This is a genomic window from Dyella kyungheensis (assembly GCF_016905005.1).
Taxonomy (GTDB): domain Bacteria; phylum Pseudomonadota; class Gammaproteobacteria; order Xanthomonadales; family Rhodanobacteraceae; genus Dyella; species Dyella kyungheensis.
In genome coordinates this window covers 474,216-494,463 of record NZ_JADIKC010000003.1, presented here as the reverse complement: position 1 = coordinate 494,463, position 20,248 = coordinate 474,216, and the positions used below count along the sequence as shown (strand labels likewise).

Here is a 20,248-nt window from a genome sequence, read left to right as displayed (position 1 = left end):
AATCAGTTGGCGCGTATCGACATGGCGAACGCTTGGTAGGCCTCGCGCGACGGGGCTGCTATCCCCGGCGCCGATTGAATACGGCTCTTGCCATGGTATTCATGCACCTGATCGCCGCCCTCACCACACCTTGGATCGGCGCTGCAGCCTAGGGTTTCCGACTGGCTCGCCGGTCCGAACGTTCCGGATTCATCGATAAGGATATGCACGGATCGCACCTCCCCTCCCCCTTTACGGGCCTCTATGGGATGACGTGTCAGGCTGAAGACATTGGAAGAAGCCGACCCTCAGTATCAATGCAGTCCGGCATTTCTTGCACACGCCGCGTTGAGTATCTTCGTCTTAAAATGAAGCCATTTGCAGCCGTGCACGCAAGGCTCAAGCCGCCGCCGTTCAGTATTCGATGAGGCATTCGCGCCGCGGCCTTGCTTCCGTTCTACGCCAATCCCGATCTTTTCGGCGTGACCGACAACAACCCGTTTGGGTTGAAGGTCTACGCCTTCATGTGGCTGTGCGGTCTGTCGTTCGAGCATAGGCATATTCTGGATACCCAGCAGGCACCGCGTGGACAGTCGCCTTATCTCGTGGATGGGGACGAGAGCATCGGCGATAGCGTGGTTCATGGGTACACGGCTCGCCGTGATTGGCGTCTGACTATGCGTGGATGTCGGGTTGCTGGTGATCGTGGTGGTGTCGATGGCAATGCGCTCGCCTTTTACGTTGAAGTACGCGAGAGAGCAGGTACCGGCTGAACTTTGGAACAAGCCGGATTTCCTGCACACGAACTACGTCATCGCCGGCGCCTAGGCGGTGGCTTTCGCGCTGATCGTGCTCGCCGAGCTGGCGCTGCTCTACTTGCCGAACATGCCGCACCGCCTGGGCATCATCGCAATAGTGGCTCATTGGTGGGTACGTTCAAGTTCACGGCCTGGTATCCGACGAAGGTTCGCGCATCGAAGACCGCGGCTATACCCAGGCCTAGACCTTCCTCCTAAAGCGCCATGCCACCCGACGCTTCGATGCGCTGCCCATTCACCCAGCGGTGGCTCTCACCCAGTAGCGATGCAATGAGCGGGCCGATGTCGTCGGGCACGCCGGCTCGGCCAAGCGCTGTCATGTCGGCCACGCGTTGGTTGAGTTCCGGGTTGTCGCGCACCATGCCGCCGCTGAAATCCGTTTCGATGGCGCCCGGCGCCACGGTGTTGACGGCGATGCGGCGCGGCCCGAGTTCCTTCGCCAGATAGCGGGTGAGAACTTCTATCGCGCCTTTCATGGAAGCGTACGGTGCGCTGCCGGGAATGGTCACGCGGGTGAGGCCGCTGGAAACATTCACGATGCGGCCGCCGTCGTTGATCAACGGAAGCAGCTTCTGGGTGAGGAAAAACACGCCTTTGAAATGAACCTGGTAGAGGCTGTCCATGTCCTGCTCGGTGGTGGCCTCGATCGATGCGTGGTGCGAGGTACCAGCGTTGTTGACCAGGTAATCGAATCGCTCGGCGCCGAGCGTCGCGAGTGCGTCTGGCAGCTGATCGACGAATGCATCGAAGCTGGCGGTGTTGCCGGTATCCAGGGGCAACGCGATGGCCTGCTGTCCGGCCCGTGCCACGAGTTTCTCAACCTGCCTGGCCTCCGCTTCGTTCGAGCGGTAAGTGAAAATGACATCAACGCCATGCGCAGCCAGGCTCAGTACGGTGTTTCGTCCCAGTCCGCGGCTGCCGCCAGTGACGATGGCGATGTTCTTTTTCGGTGTACGCGTAACGACGGCGGTCATGCTTGTCTCCAGGGTGGGGAATGCAGGCACAAGCTTAGGCGCGCCACGCTCGACACCCCATGCCGGAACTGGGCGCATTCTTGCCTGATCCTGCTCGAGGCCCATCCCAGCGATTCAAATGGCGCTAGCATCGGCTCGTACGTTGGGAGCAGCCCATGCCGAACACCCTGGTCGATATCGTCACACGCTATACGGATGCGCAGCCGGCGCAGAGTCCGGTCGAAACACCTGTCCCCGGCCTCACCTTCCTGCGCTCGGACCATCGAAAGCATCCGTCGCATCTCATCTTCAAGCCTGCGCTCTGCGTGGTCGCGCAGGGGGCGAAGCGGAGCACGTTCGGTGGCCAGCGCTTCGACTACAAGGCCGGGCAAGCGCTGGTGGTGAGCGTGGAGACACCGGCGCTGAGTCGCGTGGTGAAGGCCAGCCCCACCGAACCGTATCTGGGCGTCATCGTGGAATTCGATCTCACTGTGATGCGCGAGGTGATGGAAAGCATCGAGGCGCCGCCGCGACCGGTAAGCAGCGTGCAGCACGGCGTGTTCGTCACCCACTTCCAGGGCAACATGGCCGATTGCGTACTACGCCTGGTACGCCTGATCGACACGCCCAAAGCCATCCCGATGATCGCGCCGATGATCATGCGCGAACTCTGCTATTGGCTGCTCACCGGGCCGCACGGCAGCGAAGTGGCCGGGCTGGTGTTGGCGAACGGGCATGCCGAGCGCGTGATCCGGGCGATCCATGCGCTGCGCGAGCAATTTTCCGAACCGGTGCGCATCGAGGATCTGGCCGCCATCGCGCAGCTCAGCCCTTCCGCGTTCCATCGCCAGTTCAAGGCACTGACGTCGATGACGCCGCTCCAGTACCAAAAGCAATTGCGCCTGCTGGAGGCCCGTCACCTGATGGTGAGCGGTGCGGCCAACGCCGAGTCGGCGGCCTATCAGGTGGGCTATGAAAGCCCGACTCAATTCAGTCGCGAGTACTCGCGCATGTTCGGCGCCCCACCGCGACGCGACGTGGCCACGCTGCCCGCAACGGCGGCCTAGCGAAGCCAAGGCCGCGCGTCACGGGTGTACCTGGCAGACGCCGTTGGCGCGCCCCTTGCCCGTATACGACACCGACGGCGTTCCATCCGGATTGATGCTCAGGGAAATGACGACGCCTGAAGTGGCGTCTTTCGCCTCGAAGTAGTTCTTGTTGAAACGCTTCAACTGCCCTTCTTTTCCATTGATGTAGACCGGACCACCTTGATCCGCGTGGACATCGATGTTTCCCGGGCAGCTCGCATTGAGCAAAGGGATGCCGCCACTGGCGGCGTCGCCCGATCTGTCGCTCGCTTGAGCGTCTTTGGAGAACACGCCTCGACAACCGTTCTCCACCCACACGGCGTGTTTGGACAAACCCCACGACACGCCCTCGGTGCATGGCGAGTTGCTTAGTTGCTTCACCAGCCGCACGGCACCCGCCGTGTCCATGGGGCACTCCACACGCTTGCTGCCTTTGGATTCGCAGGTGACGTCTTCGGCAAAAGCAATGCCAGCCTGCGTGGCCAGGAGCAGTGCGATCAACGCGGTGGCGTTCTTCATGGCGGCATCACTCAGCAGGGTCGGGCTTGCGAAGCCTGACGGTCACGCTGAGATAGACGAAGTCGGGTAGAAGTGTCGTGAATACTTGCGATGGATGCTGAGGGCCGCCTGCCCCGCACCGCTCCGATCAAACATACGGCGTCCCGGCAAGCGCCGCGTTGACGCCGATGAAACCACGCTCCATCACGCTCGCGAACGCCGCGGCAGGCTTGCCCTTCCGCTTCTCGCGAAAGCTGCGCAGCGCCTCGCTGTAGGCGATCACCAGGGTATCCATCAGCATCGCCGCGGCGAGACGCGCCTCGGGATCGGCGTGCGGCCTGCCTACCGCATCGCACAGCATGACGGCCAGGTCCTCGGCGAACGTTGTCTGCAGTGCGCGTGCATGCGTCGTGAGTGCCGGACTTTCCGCCACGGTGCGCCAGAACTGGATCGGGCGCTGGGTGATCCTGAAAAGCGGATGCCGCGTCTCCAGCAGCGTGCGCATCAAGGCCTGGAACGCGTGGATGGGCGACTGCCTGCCGCGTGCGACGAGGGCCTGGCGCACCAGCTCTCGCCCTTCCTCCTCGCGATCGAAGAGCAGGTCTTCCTTGCGCGGGAAGTAGTTGAACACGGTTTTCCTGGCGACGGCCGCCACGCGCGCGATCTCGTCGATCGACACGTTCTCGAAGCCGCGTTCCACGAACAAGCGTGTCGCCACGTCGGAAATCGTCTGCCGCGTAGCGGCCTTCTTGCGGTCGCGGAGTCCGGGCTGGTTTGACATGCGGATAGTCATACGGGAAAATCTTACACTAAGTGTAAGATTTAGTCACCATGATCCACCTTGCGGATAGGCGATCGTTTCAGGAGTTGTTGATGCATGACGTGCTGATTGCCGGCGCCGGTCCGGTCGGCCTGTTTCTCGCCTGTGAGTTGCGTCTCGCCGGTGTCTCCGTGTTGGTACTGGAGCAGGCCCATGACCCGCACTCTCCTTTGAAGTGTCTGCCGTTCGGCATGCGCGGCCTGTCGGTGCCCACCATCGAGGCCTTCCATCGCCGCGGCTTGCTGGACGAAATGGCGGCGTTGCAGTTGTCGAAGGATGCTCCTGCCGGTCGCAGCACGTTGGGCGCCGCACATTGGATGGATCAGCCCCGTCGACCGGGCGGCCACTTTGCCGGCATCCAGTTCCATCACGACCGCATCGACGCTTCGAGCTGGCCGTATCGACTGCCCGATGCCGCCAGCACCAGCATGGCAGTCGACATGCAATCGCTGGAATCCGTGCTGGCCGCCCGCGCGAGTGCGATGGGTGTGGAGATCCGCCGAGGCTGCGCGGTCGAAAGCATCGATCCCTCCGGTGACGAAGTCATCGTTCGCGCTGCGGGCGAGATCTTTCGCGCGCGCTGGCTCGTCGGTTGCGATGGCGGACGCAGCACTGTTCGCAAGGCGGCAGGTTTCGAGTTCGTCGGCACCGATCCGGAGTTCACCGGTTATTCGGTGCAAGTGACGCTGGCCGATCCGGAGAAACTCTTGCCGGGCCGCCACTACACAGCCACCGGCATGATTACGTACTCGCCGCCTGGAACCATCGGCATGGTCGAGTTCGACGGGGGTAAATTTCACCGCAGCCAACCGATCACGCTCGAACAGGTGCAGGCGGTGTTGCGTCGCGTCTCCGGTACCGACGTCAGCGTGACGGCGCTGCCACTCGCCACCACCTGGACGGACCGCGCCTATCAGGCGAGCACGTATCGCCGGGGACGGGTGCTGCTCGCCGGCGACGCCGCGCATACCCACTCGCCGCTGGGCGGCCAAGGGCTCAATCTCGGGCTTGGCGATGCGATGAACCTGGGCTGGAAGCTCGCCGCCACCGTCCACGGCGACGCACCGGAAGGTTTGCTCGACACGTATTCGAGCGAGCGGCATCCCATCGGCGCAAAAGTCCTCGACTGGTCGCGCGCGCAAGTGGCACTGATGCGCCCAAGCAAGAGTTCGCGCGCTCTGGAAGCGATCATCCGCGACCTGATCGACACGCGCGACGGCGCCACGTATTTCGCCGAACGCGTCTGGGGTGTAACGCTTCGCCACGACCTCGGCGAAGGCCATCCGCTGGTGGGACGCAGTGCTCCCGACTTCGCCTGGGCCGACGGCACCCGGCTCGGCGACCATCTCAGGACAGGCCGCGGCCTCTTGCTGGATTTTGCCGCCGACGCACCTCTGCAGGCGCTGGCAAGCCGCTGGGGAGAGCGCGTCACTTACCTCGCCAAGCCACCGAACGACAACCTGGGACTCGCTGCGTTGCTGGTACAACCGGACGGCATCGTGGCCTGGGCCGCTGACGCTTCGCCCGATGCGGACGAAGCGGCTCGGGCCGCCTCGCGATGGTTCAGCGAAGCGGCCTAGACAGTTCGACCGCCTCACGCACTTTTCGTTATCCTCGCCGAACCGGATCGCTACGCCATCGGGAGAACACCAGGTGACTTCCGTCCGTTTGACCGAGCTTGCCCACGGCGGCGGCTGTGGCTGCAAGCTTGCACCTTCCGTGCTGCAGGAACTGCTGGCCAACAAGCCGGCGGCCATGCCCTTTGCCCATCTGCTGGTGGGCACCGAGACCAGCGACGATGCCGCCGTATGGCAGGTGGACGAACATACCTGCGTGATCGCGACGACCGACTTCTTCATGCCGGTGGTCGACGACCCCTACGATTTCGGACGCATCGCCGCCGCCAACGCGCTATCGGATGTCTACGCCATGGGCGGCAAACCGATCATGGCACTGGCCATCCTCGGCATGCCGCTGGGCAAGCTGGATGTGGACACGGTGCGCGCGATCCTGGCCGGTGGCGAATCGATCTGCGCGCAAGCGGGCATTCCGATTGCCGGCGGCCATTCGATCGATTCGGCCGAGCCGATCTATGGCCTCGCCGCGATTGGACTGTGCGCGCCTGCGAACGTGCGCCGCAACACCACCGCGAAAGTGGGCGATGCGCTGATCCTGACCAAGGGCATCGGCGTGGGCATTTATTCGGCCGCGTTCAAGAAGCAGGCGTTGCCAGTCGATGCGTACGCGGAAATGCTTGCCTCGACCACCCTGCTCAACCGCGTCGGCTGCGAGCTTGGCAAGCATGAGGAAGTGCACGCGATCACCGACGTCACCGGCTTCGGCCTGCTCGGGCATGGCCTGGAAATGGCACGCGGCAGCGGCGTGCGCATTCGTTTGCAGGCATCGCGCATTCCTTTCTTCAGCCAGGCCGAGGCGCTGGCGGAAGCGGGTTACATCACGGGTGCGTCGCAGCGAAACTGGAACAGTTACGGCGATGCGGTAAGCCTGCCCGCCGATCTTCCGTCGTGGCGCCGTGCACTGCTGACCGATCCGCAGACATCGGGCGGCTTGCTGGTGGCGTGTGCGCCGGAGAAGGCGGAAGCGATCAAGGCGATGATGCTGGCTGCCGGCTATGCGCGGGCGAGCATCATCGGCGAGGTCGTGGCTGGTACGCCGGGTATCGAGGTGATGTGAGCGCTTTCCGAATCTCGTATCGACGCTGATTCTTCCTCACCGTCATTCCGGCGCAGGCCGGAATCCAGTGGCGATGAGTTCGGGCTGTCGCGACAAACCCTTCTATGGAGGCTTGGGCGAAATCCTATTCTTCCGTCTACTGGATTCCGGCCTGCGCCGGAATGACGGTGAGGGGTATTGAAGGGTTAGGCGAGACTTCGGCGGGCACGGCTCACGCCGCCAAGGTGGCGGAAGAGCATGGGAGTCGAACCCACCCGAGACAGTCTTATCTGCCTCACCCGGATTTGAAGTCCGGACGCCCCACCGGAGACGATGCTCTTCCTGAAAGCTTTCACGGGACGGGCCCGTACAGGTCAATGTACTGCAGCTGGACCCTGCGCAGCGTACCGCGATTGAGCGTCACGCGTTGCCGGTCGAAGAATTCCAGTATCTGGATGGCCACTTTCCGGCCGCTGTCGATGCGGTCGCGAAATTGCGCGGCGGTGAAGCTGCCGTCGGCTGCATGGGCAGCAAGGTCGGCCGCGATCAACACCATGTCATGCATGGTCGGGCGCAGGAAGAAATGATCGTGCGCCACCTCGTCCACCAGGCCCAGCCGCGCCGCGAATTTCATCAACTGGCGGATGTCCTGCTCCGGGCGCGCAAGCAGGCCGGCGACGTCGCGCACGCGCGGCGGGCGGAAACGCACGTCACCGCCCAGCAGCGGCGCCACACGCTGCCATAGCGCCTCGCGTTCCGGACTCATGTGCAGGGAATGGCTGGTCAATCGCACGAAGGCGCCATCGCGGACCACCCGGCCGGTTACATCCGCATGCTGCAGCGCCAACGAGAAGGCAGCGGGAGGAAGTTTGGGCTGCAGCGACACCCGCAGCTTCTCCCGGCCCATACCCTGCAGATCGGGATTGGCCGCGTGAAAGGCGTCCAGGCGCTCGACCAACCCTTCGACAAAGGAATGCCAGTGCGAGTGGCCGATTGCGATGCTTTGTTCATCGGCGTGAAAGAGGATGGGAGAGAGCGCGTCGGCGACCTCGTTGCGCTTGCTCGCGGACAAGGCGCGGTCGCGGGCGAAGGCGGCCAGGTCCCATGCGAACGGCGGCGCGTCGAGCAAAGCCGCAAACGCTTCGCGAGGATCGCTGAGCGCCAGCGCCGCGCGCTGAGTCTCGCGCGCCGCCGTACGACGTTGTCGCGTGGGCGCGCGCAGATCGAAGAACTGCCCGCCGCCTATCGTGCGCTGGGCGGAGACGTCGCGCAGCACAAAGCGATCGAGGGATGCGGCGGCAATGGGTTTATCCAGCACCAGTTGCACGTCGGCGGCATGGCCGGGCAGCAGTTGCTCGCCATCGAGCAGCACCACGCGCGCACCGACTTCCGTGGCGCCATGATGCAGCCGGGCGGGAAACCATTGGCCGACCGGCTTAGGTTCGCCAGGCAAGAGCCGCAACCGCGCGTCGATACGCTCGGTCGGTGCATGCAGGAACGGATCGATCACCATGTCGCCACGACGGATCGCTTCCTTGCTGATGCCTTCACCGGCAAGATTGAGCGCGCAGCGATCGCCTGCCCTGCCCGCTTCCACTTCGCGGTTTTGCGCATGCAGCGATCGCACGCGCGCCGACAATCCCGAGGGACTGACCAAGACCTGATCCTTCACCCGCACCACGCCGGACAAGACGGTGCCGGTCACCACCACGCCGATGCCGGCCAAGGTGAACGAGCGATCCACGGCGAGGCGAAAACGCCCGTCCGTTGCACGTTCGCCCAAGGCCTTCGCTTCGGCCACCAGCCATTCGCGCAACCGGTCGACACCCTGGCCGCTCACCGACGAGACCGGCAGGATCTCCGCGCCGTCGAGCACGGTGCCCGCGGTTGCTTCGCGAATCTGCGCGCTGACCTCGCTCAAACGTTCCGGCGTGGCCAGATCGGCCTTGGTGATCGCGATCACGCCGCGCCCGATTTGCAGCAGATCGAGAATCGCCAGATGTTCCCGCGTCTGCGGCATCACACCGTCGTCGGCGGCCACCGCCAGCAGCGCGATGTCGATGCCGCTGGCACCCGCCACCATCGTATGCACGAAACGTTCGTGGCCGGGTACGTCGATGAAGCCGAGCGTGGAGCCGTCCGGCAACGGCAAAAAGGCGAAGCCCAGATCGATGGTGATGCCGCGGCGCTTTTCTTCCTTCAGGCGATCGCCGGCCACGCCGGTCAATGCCGTTACCAGTGACGTTTTGCCGTGGTCGATGTGCCCTGCGGTGCCAACGATCATGAAATACGCGCGGCCAGCGTGTGATGGTCGAGCTGCGCCAGCGTGTCCAGGAACGGGGCTTCGTCGGCTTCCGCCAGGCAACGCAGGTCCAGCCGCAGCGCGCCATCGGCAACGCGACCGATCACCGGGCGAGGCAAGGCGCGCAGTGCTGTGGCCAGATGTTCCAAGGCGCTCTGGCTGCCGCATGCCCGTATTACCAGCGCGGCGCTGGCCAGCGTATCCAGCGGCAAGGCGCCCGAGCCGACCTGACTGAGGCAATCGCCCGTCTCGACCGTGAAGGCGTCGCCCAACTGCGTCGCCACCGACGCCTGCAGACGATGCGCCTGCGCTTCGATGTCGGCCTTGCGGCGTGCGAGGAAACGCAGGGTGGGCAAGCGCTCGACCAGACGATCCGGATCGCGGTACAGGTTCAAGGTGGCCTCAATTGCGGCCAGACGCAGCTTGTCCACGCGCAGCGCACGCTTCAATGGATTGCGGTTGATCTGTTCGATCAGGGCGCGGTCGCCCACGATGAAGCCGGCCTGGGGACCACCCAGCAACTTGTCGCCGGAGAACGTGACCAGCCGCGCGCCGTCGGCTACGGCTTCGCGCACGGTGGGTTCCTTGGCCAGTCCGTAGCGCGACAGATCGACGAGGCTCCCCGAACCCAGATCGTTCAACAGCGGCACGCCCGCGGCATCGGCCAATGCGGCCAGTTCGCGTGCATCGACTTCCGCGGTGAAACCCTGGATGCGGTAGTTGGAGGTATGCACCTTGAGCACGATGCCGGTGCGTTCGCCGAACGCGTTGCGGTAGTCGGCGGCGTGCGTGCGGTTGGTGGTGCCCACTTCCCGCATGTGCGCACCGGCGCGCGCCATGATGTCGGGCATGCGGAAGGCGCCGCCGATTTCGATCAGCTCGCCGCGAGACACGACCGCTTCGCGTCCGAGCGCAAACGTGTTGAGGCAGAGCAGCACGGCGGCGGCATTGTTGTTGACCACGGTGGCGTCTTCGGCGCCGGTCAGTTCGCGCAGCAGTGAGCGCAGGTGATCGTCGCGTTCGCCGCGCACGCCGTCGTCGAGATCGTATTCGAGCGCGACCGCATGGCGCATCGCTGCCACCGCCGCTTCGATCGCGGCATCGGCCAGCACGGCCCGGCCAAGATTGGTGTGCAGCACGGTGCCAGTGAGATTGAACAGCGGGCGCAAACCCGGCGTGCGTGTATCGAGCAGGCGTCCGGCGCGCTGCGCCAGTTCAGCCGCGCTGGGAGCGGCGGCCGGCGCAGCGCGCAGCGTTTCGCGTGCTTCGTCGATCACCTGGCGAATGGCGTCGGTGGTGGCGACGCGTCCGTAGCGTTCCAGCCATGGTTCGGCTTCGGCCGCCGCCAGCACGGTGGCGACGGCAGGGAGCTGGCGCAGTGAGACGAGCTCGGGCTTGGCCATGACGCTTTTCCAGTGGCATCGCTCGACACTCGTACCCGAGTGTCAGGCGATAAGGAGGCGGGTTGGCCCTATGCTGCGGCGGCGACAGAAGGCGGTCAAGCCAGAGCGCGTGAGGCCCGCATGTTCACCGTCATTCCGGCGCAGGCCGGAAGCGCTTTGCAACAGCGAAGCTGGTCATCCAGTAGCGACCATGTTGGGTCGTCGCGATTGTCGGCTCTGGGGGAGTGGCTCGTGAAAACCCAATACTGGGGCCACTGGATTCCGGCCTGCGCCGGAATGACGGTGAGGGGAACAAATGGGGGACGCGAGATTTTTGCTCTGGAGAAAGGCTACTCAGCCATCGCCTCTCCATCGCCCACCAGCAGCAACGGATTGGGCGCATGGCGCGCGAAGCCTGCCTCGGTCACCAACATATCCAGCCCCAGCGAGGCCAGGTCATCCGCATACGGGTCGACCTGCGTGTCCTTCAATTGGTAGAGCAGCTTGGCGTAGGTGTGGCACTCGCCGCAGGTCTCGGCCTTGACCACACCGGGGTCGTCCTCGATGCCTTGCACGGAGAGTTTGCGCGTGCCGCCGCAGGTGATGCAGACGGCGCGCACGTGATTCCACGCGGTGGAACACAGCGAGCAATACAGAAAACGCGTGCCGGGCGTGATGCCGGTGGCGATGATCAGACCCGATACGGAAGGCGAACCGCAGCACGGGCAAAGCGAACGCTGCTCCAGCAGGCGCAGATCGCTGGCCTGCAGCCGCGCTGCCGAACCGCTGAAATAGACCTGCAGCGCGGCCACCACAAAGACTGCCGTGCCTGCCTCGGAGGCGGCCAGCTCGCCGCGCAGGAATGCATCGGCCAGCCGGTCCAGTGCGGCGGCATCGCTGTCGCGCAGCTGCTCCATCGCCTCCTGCACGGCCAGCGGCCACTCGCGGCCGTCGATCTGGTCGAGCAGCAAGGCAAGCCCATCGCGCCATGCAGCACTGCGGCGGTGCCCATCGGCGGCCAACGGCGGCAGGCGCGCCTCGACGGCCCGCTCCACTTCCACCTGGCTGAGTGCCGTCGCTGGCGCCAGTGTGGTCGCCACGGCGTGCTGGGCCTGCGCCAGCGTTGCCATGAAGCAGAGCCACGCTTCCATCGGATGTCCGTCCGCCAGGTGCGTGAGGCGTCGCGCGGTGGCTGCAAACCGCGCGGTGGGATCGGCGATCACGATGGGTTCCGGCGCCTTGACGCCCGCGTGCGACGGCCCGCTCCATTTCGCGTCGGGTGGTGCTTCGCCTTGCCTCATGGACGCTTCCTGATCGCCGTCTTGTCGTTCGGGTCGGCCGCCAGCTCCCGCAGCCACTTGCGATGATGGCGCCACGCCCAGCCCGGTGTCACGTAACCCTGGGTCATCGCGCGCATGGAATGACGTACCCAGATGCCGGCGTAGACGTGCACGATCCAGATGATGATGGCGAGGAAGGCCGCGGTGCTGTGGATCAGCACGGCGGCGCGCTGCACGGGAATCGGGGTGGCTTCGCCGAAATACACTTCCCAGATCACCAGGCCGGTCAGGAACAGGGTGGGAATCAGCAGGGTCATCGCCCAGAACACCAGCTTCTGGCCCGCGTTGTTGTGGCCGACGGGCGGGATGCGTTCCTCGTCGTCCTCGACCACCGCCGCCACCGATTTCATCCAGGTGTTGTCTTCGCTGTGCCAGAGATTGGCGCGCCAGAACTGCACGATCATGCCGATATAGCTGACCATCAGCACGCAACCGATCCATGGATGCACCGCCCTGGTCCATTGTCCGCCGCCAAACAGGTTGGACAGCCAGAACATGATCGGATGGAACATCGAAAGGCCCGACAGCACCATCAGCGTGAAGCAGATCGCATTGATCCAGTGGTTGACCCGCTGGGACGTGGTGTAGCGAACGATGACAGTCCGGGAACGGATCATGGCGTGTTCTCCGTCTCTTCCTCCAGCACGCGCTCGCCCTGCGCCTCGTCCTCTTCGGTGACTTCGTTGGGGCCCTTCACGATGTAATGGAAGAAGCCCACTACGGCAGCCAGCGCGATGCCCACCATGGCCAGCGGCTTGGCGATGCCCTTCCAGGCCTCGACTGCGGCGCTGATACGCGGATGCGCAGGCAACCCCGAATACAGCTCGGGCTTGTCGGCGTGATGCAGCACGTACATCACATGCGTGCCACCCACCGCCTGCGGGTCGTAGAGGCCCGCGTTCTCGAAGCCGCGCGATTTCAGATCGACGATGCGCTCGCCGGCCCATGCGGTCATATCGGTTTTTGTCCCGAACATGATCGCGCCGGTGGGACAGGCCTTGACGCAGGCCGGCTCCAGGCCCACCGACACGCGGTCGGAACAGAGCGTGCACTTGTACGACTTGTGGTCTTTCTTGCTGATGCGCGGCACATCGAACGGACAACCCTTCACGCAGTAGCCGCAACCGATGCACTTGTCGCTGATGAAATCGACGATGCCGTTGGCGTATTGCACGATGGCGCCGGGCGCCGGGCAGGCTTTCAGGCAACCCGGATCTTCGCAGTGCATGCAGCCGTCCTTGCGGATCAGCCATTCCAGGTTGCCCTGCTCGTTCTCGTACTCGGCGAACTTCATCAGCGTCCACACATCGGGGCTGAGGTCGTTCGGGTTCTGGTACGAGCCTTCGAAGTGGCCGATTTCCTGACGCAGGTCGTTCCACTCCATGCAGGCCGACTGGCAGGCCTTGCAGCCGATGCAGCGGCTCACGTCGATCAGCTTGGCCACCTGCTGCTCGGCGTTGCGTGCCGAGGGCGGCGTCATCGTCGAGGCAGAGCGCCGGATGTAATCTTGCGATTGCAGATCGGACATGGCGAATTCCTCAGGCGGTGACCGGTGCGCTGGTCTTTTCGATGTTGACGAGGAACGCCTTGAATTCCGGCGTCTGCGTGTTGGCATCGCCCACGGAAGGCGTCAGCGTGTTGGCGCCGTAGCCTTTCCTGGCCTGGCCGGTGAAGCCCCAGTGCAGCGGCACGCCGATCACATGGGTCGGCTTGCCATCGACAGTGAGCGGCTTGATGCGCTTGGTGACATACGCCTTGCAGATCACTTCGCCGCGCTTGGACGACACCTTCACCCAGCCGCCCTGCTCGATGCCCTTCTCCTTGGCCAGCGCCTCGCCCACCTCGACGAACTCTTCCGGCTGCAGGATCGCGTTGATCAACGCGTGCTTGGTCCAGAAGTGGAAGTGCTCGGTGAGGCGATAGGTGGTGGCCACATAGGGGAACTTGTCTGGACTTCCAAACGCCGCACGGTCGTCCGCGAACACACGCGCCGCGGGATTGTTCTTCACTTTCGGATGCAGCACGTTCTCCACCGGCGATTCCATCGGCTCGTAGTGCTCGGGGAACGGACCTTCGGCCATCAGCTTGCGGGCGAACAGGCGACCCAGGCCTTCGTCGTTCATGATGAAGGGGCTGGCGCCGGCCGAAGGCGCCAGCGTCGGCGTGTAATCGGGCACATCGATGCCCACCCACTTCGTACCGTTCCACGAAATCACCGGCTTGGCCGGATTCCACGGCTTGCCCGCGGGATCGGCGCTGGCGCGGTTGTACAGAATGCGCCGGTTGGCTGGCCATGCCCACGCCCAGTTCGGCGCAATGCCCTGCTCGCGCGGATCGGTGGCGTCGCGACGCGCCATCTGGTTGCCCTTCTCGGTGAACGACCCGGAGAAGATCCAGCAGCCGGACGAGGTAGTGCCGTCGTCGCGCAATTGCGCAAAGCCGTCGAGCAGCGTGCCGGCCTTGGTCACCACCGTATTGGTGGCCGGATCGGTGAGATCGGCCAACGCGCGGCCGTTCATTTCCTTGGCCAGCTCTTCCGGATCGGGACTGATCGGATCGGTGTACTTCCAGGTGAGGTTGAGGATCGGATCGGGGAACGCGCCCCCTTCCTTGCGATAGAGCTCGCGAATGCGATGGAAGATGCCGCTCATGATCCAGATGTCGGACATCGCGATGCCCGGCCCATCGGCCGCCTTCCAGTGCCATTGCAGCCAGCGCGCCGAATTGACCAGCGAGCCGTTTTCCTCGGCAAAGCAGGTCGTGGGCAGCTGGAATACTTCGGTCTGGATATCGGCCGAGTTGGCCGGATTCTGCGGACCGAAATCCTGCCAGAAACGCGATGTCTCGGTATCCAGCGGATCCATCGTGACCAGGAATTTCAGCTTGCTCAGACCGCGACGGATCTTGCCGCGATCCGGGAACGCCTGCAGCGGATTGAAGCCCTGGCAGATGTAGCCGGTCATCTGTCCGGCGTTCATCATCTCGAACGCCTTGATGATGTCGTACAACGGGATGTCGAGCTTGGGCAGCCAGTCGAACGCCCAGTTGCTCTCCTGCGTGGCGGCATCGCCATACAGCGCCTTCATCAGGCTCACGAACAACTTGCGGGTGTTCTGGTAGTAGCTGATCTGGCCGGGTCGCAAGGGCTTGAACTGCCGCGTCGACATGTAGATGTCGAAATCGGTTTCCTTGTCGGTGGGCAGGTTCATGTAGCCCGGCATCTGGTTCGACAACAGGCCGACGTCGGTCAGGCCCTGGATGTTCGAATGCCCGCGCAGGGCATTCATGCCGCCGCCCGCCACGCCGATATTGCCCAGCAGCAGCTGGATCATCGCCATGTTGCGGATGTTCTGCGCACCCACCGAATGCTGCGTCCAGCCCAGCGCAAACAGGCTGGTCATGGCCTTGTCCGGCGCCGATGTGCTGGCGATCAGTGCGCACACATGCTCGAACTTGTCCTGCGGCGTGCCGCAGATGCGCGAGACCATCTCCGGCGTGTAGCGGGACACGTGATGCTTGAGCAGGTTGATGACGCAGCGCGGGTCCTGCCAGCTGTCGTCGGACTTGGCGAAGCCGTCCTTGTCGAGCTCATAGTCCCAGGTCGACTTGTCGTAGGTGCGGGTTTCCTCGTTGTAGCCGGTGAACAGGCCGTCCTGGAAATCGAAACCGTCCTTCACGATCAGGCTGGCGTTGGTGTACGAGCGCACGTACTCGTGCTGGATCGCGTCTTTCTCCAGCAGGTAGTGGATCACGCCATTGAGGAACGCGATGTCGGTGCCCGGACGGATCGGCGCGTAGTAGTCGGCTACGGAAGCCGTGCGCGTGAAGCGCGGATCGACCACCACGAGCTTGGCGCCGTTCTCGATCTTCGCCTCGATCACCCATTTGAAACCGCACGGGTGCGCCTCGGCGGCGTTGCCTCCCATCACGATGACGACGTTGGCGTTCTTGATGTCCTGCCAGGTGTTGGTCATCGCACCGCGACCGAATGATGGGGCCAGACTGGCCACCGTCGGTCCGTGTCAGACGCGCGCCTGGTTGTCGAACACCACCATGCCCATCGAGCGCACGGCCTTCCAGGTGAGGTAGGACGTTTCGCTCGATGATGCCGACGCCGCCAGCATGCCCACGCTGGTCCAGCGATTGACGGTGTCGCCGTTGGCATTCCTGGCGATGAAGTTCTTGTCGCGGTCGTCCTTCATCAAACGCGCGATGCGGTCGAGCGCGAAATCCCAGGAGACTTCCTTGAATTCCGTGCCGCCCGGCGGCCGATAACGCGGCGTCTTCAATCGCGTCGGTGCGTGCACCACGTCGAGCAACGCCGCGCCCTTCGGGCATAGCGTGCCGCGATTGACCGGATGATCCGGATCGCCTTCGATATGGATGATGTTGGAGCGCGCATTCTTGGCACGGTCGCCCATGCTGTAGATAAGAATGCCGCAGGCCACCGAGCAGTACGTGCACGTGTTGCGCGTTTCGGTGGCGTGGGTGAGCTTGAAGGGCCGTACGGCGGCGGCTTGTGCCTCGCCGGAGGCACCGAAGCCGAGCGCACCGATACTGGATGCGGCTAGCCCCAAGCCGGTGAACTTGATGAACTCGCGGCGTGTCATGGACATCGCATGTCGCTCCCGGGAAATCTGGCTGGCCTAGCGCCCATCGATGGGCGTGAACGTGGCTCGAAACTCTCCGTGACGACAACGGGAGCGAGCCCGTTGCCTGCCGAAAAAGGTAGCACAGATAAGCCCGCGCGGCCGCCCAGGTTCTTGCGACTTTGGGCTAAGGCGGCAGCGGATTCGTGACGATTTCGTTGATGTCACATAGCCCGGCCCGGCGCCGCTAATGTCCGGTTTCGGACACCCGTGGCAACGGCAGGGCCGGTGCGTCGCCACCCTCGAAATAATCGAGCCGGGTGACCTTGCCCGAGGCATCGCGCACCGGCACGAAATAGCTGAGTTCGTCCGGCACGAACACCAGGCGACCGTCCGCGGTGAACTGCAGTGGCACCGCATGGTGGCCGCTGCGCTGTGCGAAGAGCTGGTGGTCCTTGACGGTCAGCGTCTGCACGGTCGTGCCGTCGATGCGATAGCTGCCCTGCAGCGCCTGCAGGAATTCATCGGCCAGGGGCGCCGGTACCGGCGTCGCATACGGCTGCCCCAGCGCGATGGCGGCGAGCCGCCGACTCATCGTGCGGGCATCGAAGCCGTCGTCGTTGGCCAGCACGGCCACGATCACATCCTGTTTCGGGAGATACACCAGAGCCGAGGCGAAGCCGTCGATCTGGCCGGTATGCCCGATCATCTCACTGCCGCGCACGTGCCACAGATACATGCCCATGCCGTACTGATGCGCAGGCGAGACGCCCGGCATGGCCGGCACCGGCGTGATCATCTGCTGGAAGCCCTTGGCGCTGACGATCTGCCCGCGTGCCAACGCGTGCATCCAGCGCACCAGATCGTCCGCCGTGGCGACCAGACCGCCGGCTGCGGCCGGAATGCTCATGCTGATGAACGAGGCGTTCTTGATCTGATGGGTGGCGTCATCCGTGCTGTAGCCGGCGACGCGTCCGGGAATCACGGCGGCGTTGTCGCCGTAGCGGATCTGCCGCAACTGCGCCGGCTCGAGCAACAGTTTCGTCATCGCTACGTACCAGCGCTCGCCGGTGACTTTCTCGATCACCGCGCCCAGCAGGATGTAGCCGCCATTGGAATAGGCCCACTGCGTGCCCGGCGCAAACGCGGGCGGCCGCTTGCGGATCTCGTCGACCAGCGTGGCCGTGTCCACGTCGCGCTTCATGAAACCCGGCTGGGGGTTCGGCGTCTTGTCCGAAATGCCCGCCGTATGGTTCAACAGCTGGCGCAGCGTGATGTTGCCGCCGTTGGGCACATCGGCAACATAGGTCGACAATCGATCGTCCAGCGACAGCTTGCCCAGCTCCGCCAGCTTGATCACGGTCGCCGCGGTGAACATCTTGGTGATCGAGGCGATGCGGAAGGTCTGCTCCGCATAGAGCGGTACACCCAGCTCGATGTTGGCGCGACCTACCGCGCCACGAAACAACATCGTGTCGCCTTGCAAAATGATCGCTGCCACGCCAGGCCCCAGCGGGTTCGCTGCGCTTTCCAGCGCGGCCTGCGCGGCCGTGGCCACCGGCACAGCCGGTGTCGATGGCGCAGCCAGCGCCGCCCATGAGAACGCCAACATGCCTACCGCAACGCCGATCCGCCCAAGCATCGCCTCTCTCCCCGTCGCGGACTCTCAAGGGTCCGGTCGCCAGCGCGCAGGATATGCCATGAGCGATGACAGGCACGCAATCGGGCGAGAGGATATCGTTACCTGGCGAGCAAGGCCTTGGCGCGGGCGACTACGGCGTCCGCGGTGAAACCGTAGGCTTTCAGCAGCACCTCGGCCGGTGCGGAGGCGCCAAAGGTTTCGATGCCCAGCATGTCGCCGTGCTGGCCCACATAGCGCTCCCAGCCCTGCGACACGCCAAGCTCCACCGCCAGCCGCGCCTTGACCGAGGGTGGCAGTACCTCGTCCCGCTCCGCCGGCGACAGGGCCTCGAACAATTCCCAGCTCGGCATCGACACGCAGCGCACAGCCACGCCTTCGTCCTGCAGGCGTTTCGCGGCCTCCACGATCAGGCTCACTTCCGAACCGCTGGCGATCAGGATCAGTTCCGGCGTTCGCGCCGACGAATCGGACAGCACGTACGCGCCACGGCGCAGCCCGTCGGCCGGGGCCATGCGTTCGCGATCCAGCGTCGGCAGGTTCTGCCGGGTCAGCACCAGCAGTACCGGGCGATCGCGGGTTTGCAACGCCACGCGCCAGGCCACCGCCGTTTCGTTGGCATCGGCCGGACGTATCACCACCAGATTCGGCACGGCGCGCAGGTTCGCCAGTTGCTCCACCGGTTGATGGGTGGGGCCGTCCTCGCCCAGCGCGATGCTGTCGTGGGTGAAGACGTGGATGACGTGCAGTTTCATCAGCGCCGCCAAGCGCATGGGCGGACGCATGTAGTCGGAGAAGATCAGGAAGGTGGCGCCGAACGGGATCGTGCCGCCATGCGCCGCCATGCCGTTGACGATGGCGCCCATCGCGTGTTCGCGCACGCCGAAATGCAGGTTGCGCCCCTGATAGCCCCAACCGGCCGAGTCGGAACCCTGCAGGTCCTCGCCCTTCGCGGCCAGCGGATTGAAATCGCCCAGCCCGTTCAGCGCCGTCTTGGTGGAAGGATTGAGATCCGCCGAACCGCCTGTAAACGCGGGCACCTTGGCGGCAAACGCATTCATCACCTTGCTGGACGCATCGCGTGTCGCCATGCCTTTGGCGTCCGCCGGGAACACCGGGATGTCGGCATCCCAGCCCTCCGCCAGCTCGCCGCGCAGGCTGCGTTGCAGCTCGTCGTGGAGATCCGGAAACATCGAGGCGTAAGCCTGCATCCGCTCGTTCCACGCCGATTCCAGCTCCGCGCCGCGCGTCTGTGCCTTGCGAAAATGCGCCAGCGCATCGTCCGGCACGAGAAAATCGGGCTCGGTCGGCCAACCCAGTGTCTGCTTGGTCTTGCGCGCGTTGTCCGCGCCCAGTGGCGAACCGTGCGTCTTGAAGCTGCCCTGCTCGGGCGAACCGTAGCCCAGCTCGGTGCGGATCAGGATCAGGGTGGGCCGCGTGCTCTTTGCCCGCGCGGTTTCCAGCGCCGCCTCGATCGCGACGAGATCGTTGCCGTCGCTCACCGAGATGGTGTGCCAGCCATAGGCATCGAAACGGCGCCGGACATCCTCGGAGAACGTCATGTCGGTGCCAGCAGACAAGGTGACCGTGTTCTGGTCGTACAGGCAGATCAGCTTGCCCAGCCGCAGGTGACCGGCCAGCGACGCGGCTTCGGATGCCACGCCTTCCATCAGGTCGCCGTCGCTGACGATGGCATAGGTGTAATGATCGATCACCGTGTGCTGCGGACGGTTGTAGCGCGCCGCCAGTTGCGCTTCCGCCATCGCCATGCCGACCGCATTGGCCATGCCCTGCCCCAATGGGCCGGTGGTGGTCTCCACGCCCGGCGTGTGGCCGCGCTCGGGATGCCCCGGCGTCTTGCTGCCCCATTGGCGGAACTGCTTGAGGTCGTCGAGCGAGACGTCGTAGCCCGTGACATAGAGCAGGCTATACAGCAGCGCGGAGCCGTGGCCGGCGGAAAGTACGAAACGGTCGCGGTCGAACCAGTCCGGGTTGCGCGGGTTGTACCTGAGCCAGCGCGTCCACAGCGCATAGGCCATCGGCGCCGCATCCAGCGGCAAGCCGGGGTGCCCGCTGTTGGCCTTCTCCACCATGTCGACCGAGAGGAAGCGAAGGGTGTTGATGCATTTCAGATCGAGCTCATCGGACATGCGGATCACCTGAAGAA

Annotated in this window: 17 protein-coding genes and 1 tRNA gene; 4 read left to right on the top strand and 14 right to left on the bottom strand. The window is 64.4% G+C overall.

Annotation, left to right across the window (positions count from 1 at the left end; translation table 11 throughout):
• Positions 1 to 2: 2 nt before the first annotated feature.
• Entirely contained in the window at positions 3 to 209 is a 207-nt protein-coding gene (locus ISP20_RS06990) for a hypothetical protein (RefSeq protein ID WP_204635337.1), read from the bottom strand.
• A 216-nt stretch (positions 210 to 425) separates the two neighbouring features.
• Between ISP20_RS06990 and ISP20_RS06985 the strand changes: the two genes are divergently transcribed.
• Positions 426 to 752, top strand: a complete 327-nt coding sequence (locus tag ISP20_RS06985; RefSeq protein ID WP_204635336.1) for a thioredoxin domain-containing protein — start codon at positions 426 to 428, stop codon at positions 750 to 752.
• Positions 753 to 991: 239 nt separating this feature from the next.
• On the opposite strand, the gene ISP20_RS06980 is transcribed toward ISP20_RS06985, so the two are convergent.
• A complete protein-coding gene (locus ISP20_RS06980; protein ID WP_204635335.1) occupies positions 992 to 1,771 on the bottom strand; it encodes an SDR family NAD(P)-dependent oxidoreductase in 780 nt (259 codons plus the stop codon).
• A 155-nt stretch (positions 1,772 to 1,926) separates the two neighbouring features.
• Between ISP20_RS06980 and ISP20_RS06975 the strand changes: the two genes are divergently transcribed.
• Positions 1,927 to 2,817, top strand: coding sequence for an AraC family transcriptional regulator (locus ISP20_RS06975; RefSeq protein WP_204635334.1), 891 nt, complete (start codon positions 1,927 to 1,929; stop codon positions 2,815 to 2,817).
• Positions 2,818 to 2,835: 18 nt separating this feature from the next.
• Here ISP20_RS06975 and ISP20_RS06970 read toward each other — a convergent pair whose 3' ends face one another.
• Both ISP20_RS06970 and ISP20_RS06965 read right to left on the bottom strand, forming a co-directional pair.
• Positions 2,836 to 3,357 carry a DUF3011 domain-containing protein gene (locus ISP20_RS06970; protein ID WP_204635333.1) on the bottom strand — a complete coding sequence of 174 codons (522 nt, stop codon included), beginning with the start codon at positions 3,355 to 3,357 and terminating at the stop codon, positions 2,836 to 2,838.
• Between the two features lie 127 nt (positions 3,358 to 3,484).
• On the bottom strand, positions 3,485 to 4,117 hold the full coding sequence (locus ISP20_RS06965; protein WP_204635332.1) for a TetR/AcrR family transcriptional regulator: 633 nt from the start codon (positions 4,115 to 4,117) through the stop codon (positions 3,485 to 3,487).
• A gap of 89 nt (positions 4,118 to 4,206) precedes the next feature.
• Here ISP20_RS06965 and ISP20_RS06960 point away from each other — a divergent pair, with 89 nt between their 5' ends.
• Both ISP20_RS06960 and selD read left to right on the top strand, forming a co-directional pair.
• Complete coding sequence (locus ISP20_RS06960; protein WP_204635899.1) at positions 4,207 to 5,736, top strand: FAD-dependent monooxygenase; 1,530 nt, start codon at positions 4,207 to 4,209, stop codon at positions 5,734 to 5,736.
• A gap of 73 nt (positions 5,737 to 5,809) precedes the next feature.
• Positions 5,810 to 6,850 carry a selenide, water dikinase SelD gene (gene selD / locus ISP20_RS06955; RefSeq protein WP_338030973.1) on the top strand — a complete coding sequence of 347 codons (1,041 nt, stop codon included), beginning with the start codon at positions 5,810 to 5,812 and terminating at the stop codon, positions 6,848 to 6,850.
• Positions 6,851 to 7,075: 225 nt separating this feature from the next.
• Here the strand turns inward: selD and ISP20_RS06950 are convergent.
• The 10 genes from ISP20_RS06950 to tkt all read right to left on the bottom strand — a co-directional run bounded on the left by ISP20_RS06950 (position 7,076) and on the right by tkt (position 20,231).
• Positions 7,076 to 7,172, bottom strand: a tRNA-Sec gene (locus ISP20_RS06950).
• A gap of 9 nt (positions 7,173 to 7,181) precedes the next feature.
• Entirely contained in the window at positions 7,182 to 9,113 is a 1,932-nt protein-coding gene (gene selB, locus ISP20_RS06945; RefSeq protein WP_204635330.1) for a selenocysteine-specific translation elongation factor, read from the bottom strand.
• Positions 9,110 to 10,534: an L-seryl-tRNA(Sec) selenium transferase gene (gene selA, locus ISP20_RS06940; protein ID WP_204635329.1), complete on the bottom strand. Its 1,425-nt coding sequence runs from the start codon at positions 10,532 to 10,534 to the stop codon at positions 9,110 to 9,112. The genes selB and selA overlap by 4 nt, the downstream gene beginning before the upstream one ends.
• A 329-nt stretch (positions 10,535 to 10,863) precedes the next feature.
• Entirely contained in the window at positions 10,864 to 11,814 is a 951-nt protein-coding gene (gene fdhE, locus ISP20_RS06935) for a formate dehydrogenase accessory protein FdhE (RefSeq protein ID WP_204635328.1), read from the bottom strand.
• The gene (locus tag ISP20_RS06930) at positions 11,811 to 12,470 is read right to left on the bottom strand and encodes a formate dehydrogenase subunit gamma (protein WP_204635327.1); all 660 of its coding nucleotides are present in this window, start codon (positions 12,468 to 12,470) and stop codon (positions 11,811 to 11,813) included. The genes fdhE and ISP20_RS06930 overlap by 4 nt, the downstream gene beginning before the upstream one ends.
• Positions 12,467 to 13,381, bottom strand: a complete 915-nt coding sequence (fdxH, locus tag ISP20_RS06925) for a formate dehydrogenase subunit beta (RefSeq protein ID WP_204635326.1) — start codon at positions 13,379 to 13,381, stop codon at positions 12,467 to 12,469. Before fdxH ends, ISP20_RS06930 begins: the two co-directional genes overlap by 4 nt.
• A 10-nt stretch (positions 13,382 to 13,391) precedes the next feature.
• Positions 13,392 to 15,863, bottom strand: a complete 2,472-nt coding sequence (fdnG, locus tag ISP20_RS06920; protein WP_484489045.1) for a formate dehydrogenase-N subunit alpha — start codon at positions 15,861 to 15,863, stop codon at positions 13,392 to 13,394.
• A 12-nt stretch (positions 15,864 to 15,875) separates the two neighbouring features.
• Complete coding sequence (locus tag ISP20_RS21890) at positions 15,876 to 16,469, bottom strand: molybdopterin-binding domain-containing protein (protein ID WP_239535413.1); 594 nt, start codon at positions 16,467 to 16,469, stop codon at positions 15,876 to 15,878.
• A 220-nt stretch (positions 16,470 to 16,689) separates the two neighbouring features.
• Positions 16,690 to 18,084: a serine hydrolase domain-containing protein gene (locus tag ISP20_RS06915; RefSeq protein WP_204635324.1), complete on the bottom strand. Its 1,395-nt coding sequence runs from the start codon at positions 18,082 to 18,084 to the stop codon at positions 16,690 to 16,692.
• Positions 18,085 to 18,182: 98 nt separating this feature from the next.
• Positions 18,183 to 20,231: a transketolase gene (gene tkt, locus ISP20_RS06910; protein WP_204635323.1), complete on the bottom strand. Its 2,049-nt coding sequence runs from the start codon at positions 20,229 to 20,231 to the stop codon at positions 18,183 to 18,185.
• Between the last annotated feature and the right edge of the window lie 17 nt (positions 20,232 to 20,248).

Coding starts and splice junctions, on each gene's coding strand:
- ISP20_RS06980 (WP_204635335.1), bottom strand. CDS start 1,771: ATGACCGCCGTCGTTACGCGTACACCGAAAAAGAACATCGCCATCGTC.
- ISP20_RS06975 (WP_204635334.1), top strand. CDS start 1,927: ATGCCGAACACCCTGGTCGATATCGTCACACGCTATACGGATGCGCAG.
- ISP20_RS06970 (WP_204635333.1), bottom strand. CDS start 3,357: ATGAAGAACGCCACCGCGTTGATCGCACTGCTCCTGGCCACGCAGGCT.
- ISP20_RS06965 (WP_204635332.1), bottom strand. CDS start 4,117: ATGTCAAACCAGCCCGGACTCCGCGACCGCAAGAAGGCCGCTACGCGG.
- selB (WP_204635330.1), bottom strand. CDS start 9,113: ATGATCGTTGGCACCGCAGGGCACATCGACCACGGCAAAACGTCACTG.
- selA (WP_204635329.1), bottom strand. CDS start 10,534: ATGGCCAAGCCCGAGCTCGTCTCACTGCGCCAGCTCCCTGCCGTCGCC.
- fdhE (WP_204635328.1), bottom strand. CDS start 11,814: ATGAGGCAAGGCGAAGCACCACCCGACGCGAAATGGAGCGGGCCGTCG.
- ISP20_RS06930 (WP_204635327.1), bottom strand. CDS start 12,470: ATGATCCGTTCCCGGACTGTCATCGTTCGCTACACCACGTCCCAGCGG.
- fdxH (WP_204635326.1), bottom strand. CDS start 13,381: ATGTCCGATCTGCAATCGCAAGATTACATCCGGCGCTCTGCCTCGACG.
- ISP20_RS21890 (WP_239535413.1), bottom strand. CDS start 16,469: ATGTCCATGACACGCCGCGAGTTCATCAAGTTCACCGGCTTGGGGCTA.
- ISP20_RS06915 (WP_204635324.1), bottom strand. CDS start 18,084: ATGCTTGGGCGGATCGGCGTTGCGGTAGGCATGTTGGCGTTCTCATGG.
- tkt (WP_204635323.1), bottom strand. CDS start 20,231: ATGTCCGATGAGCTCGATCTGAAATGCATCAACACCCTTCGCTTCCTC.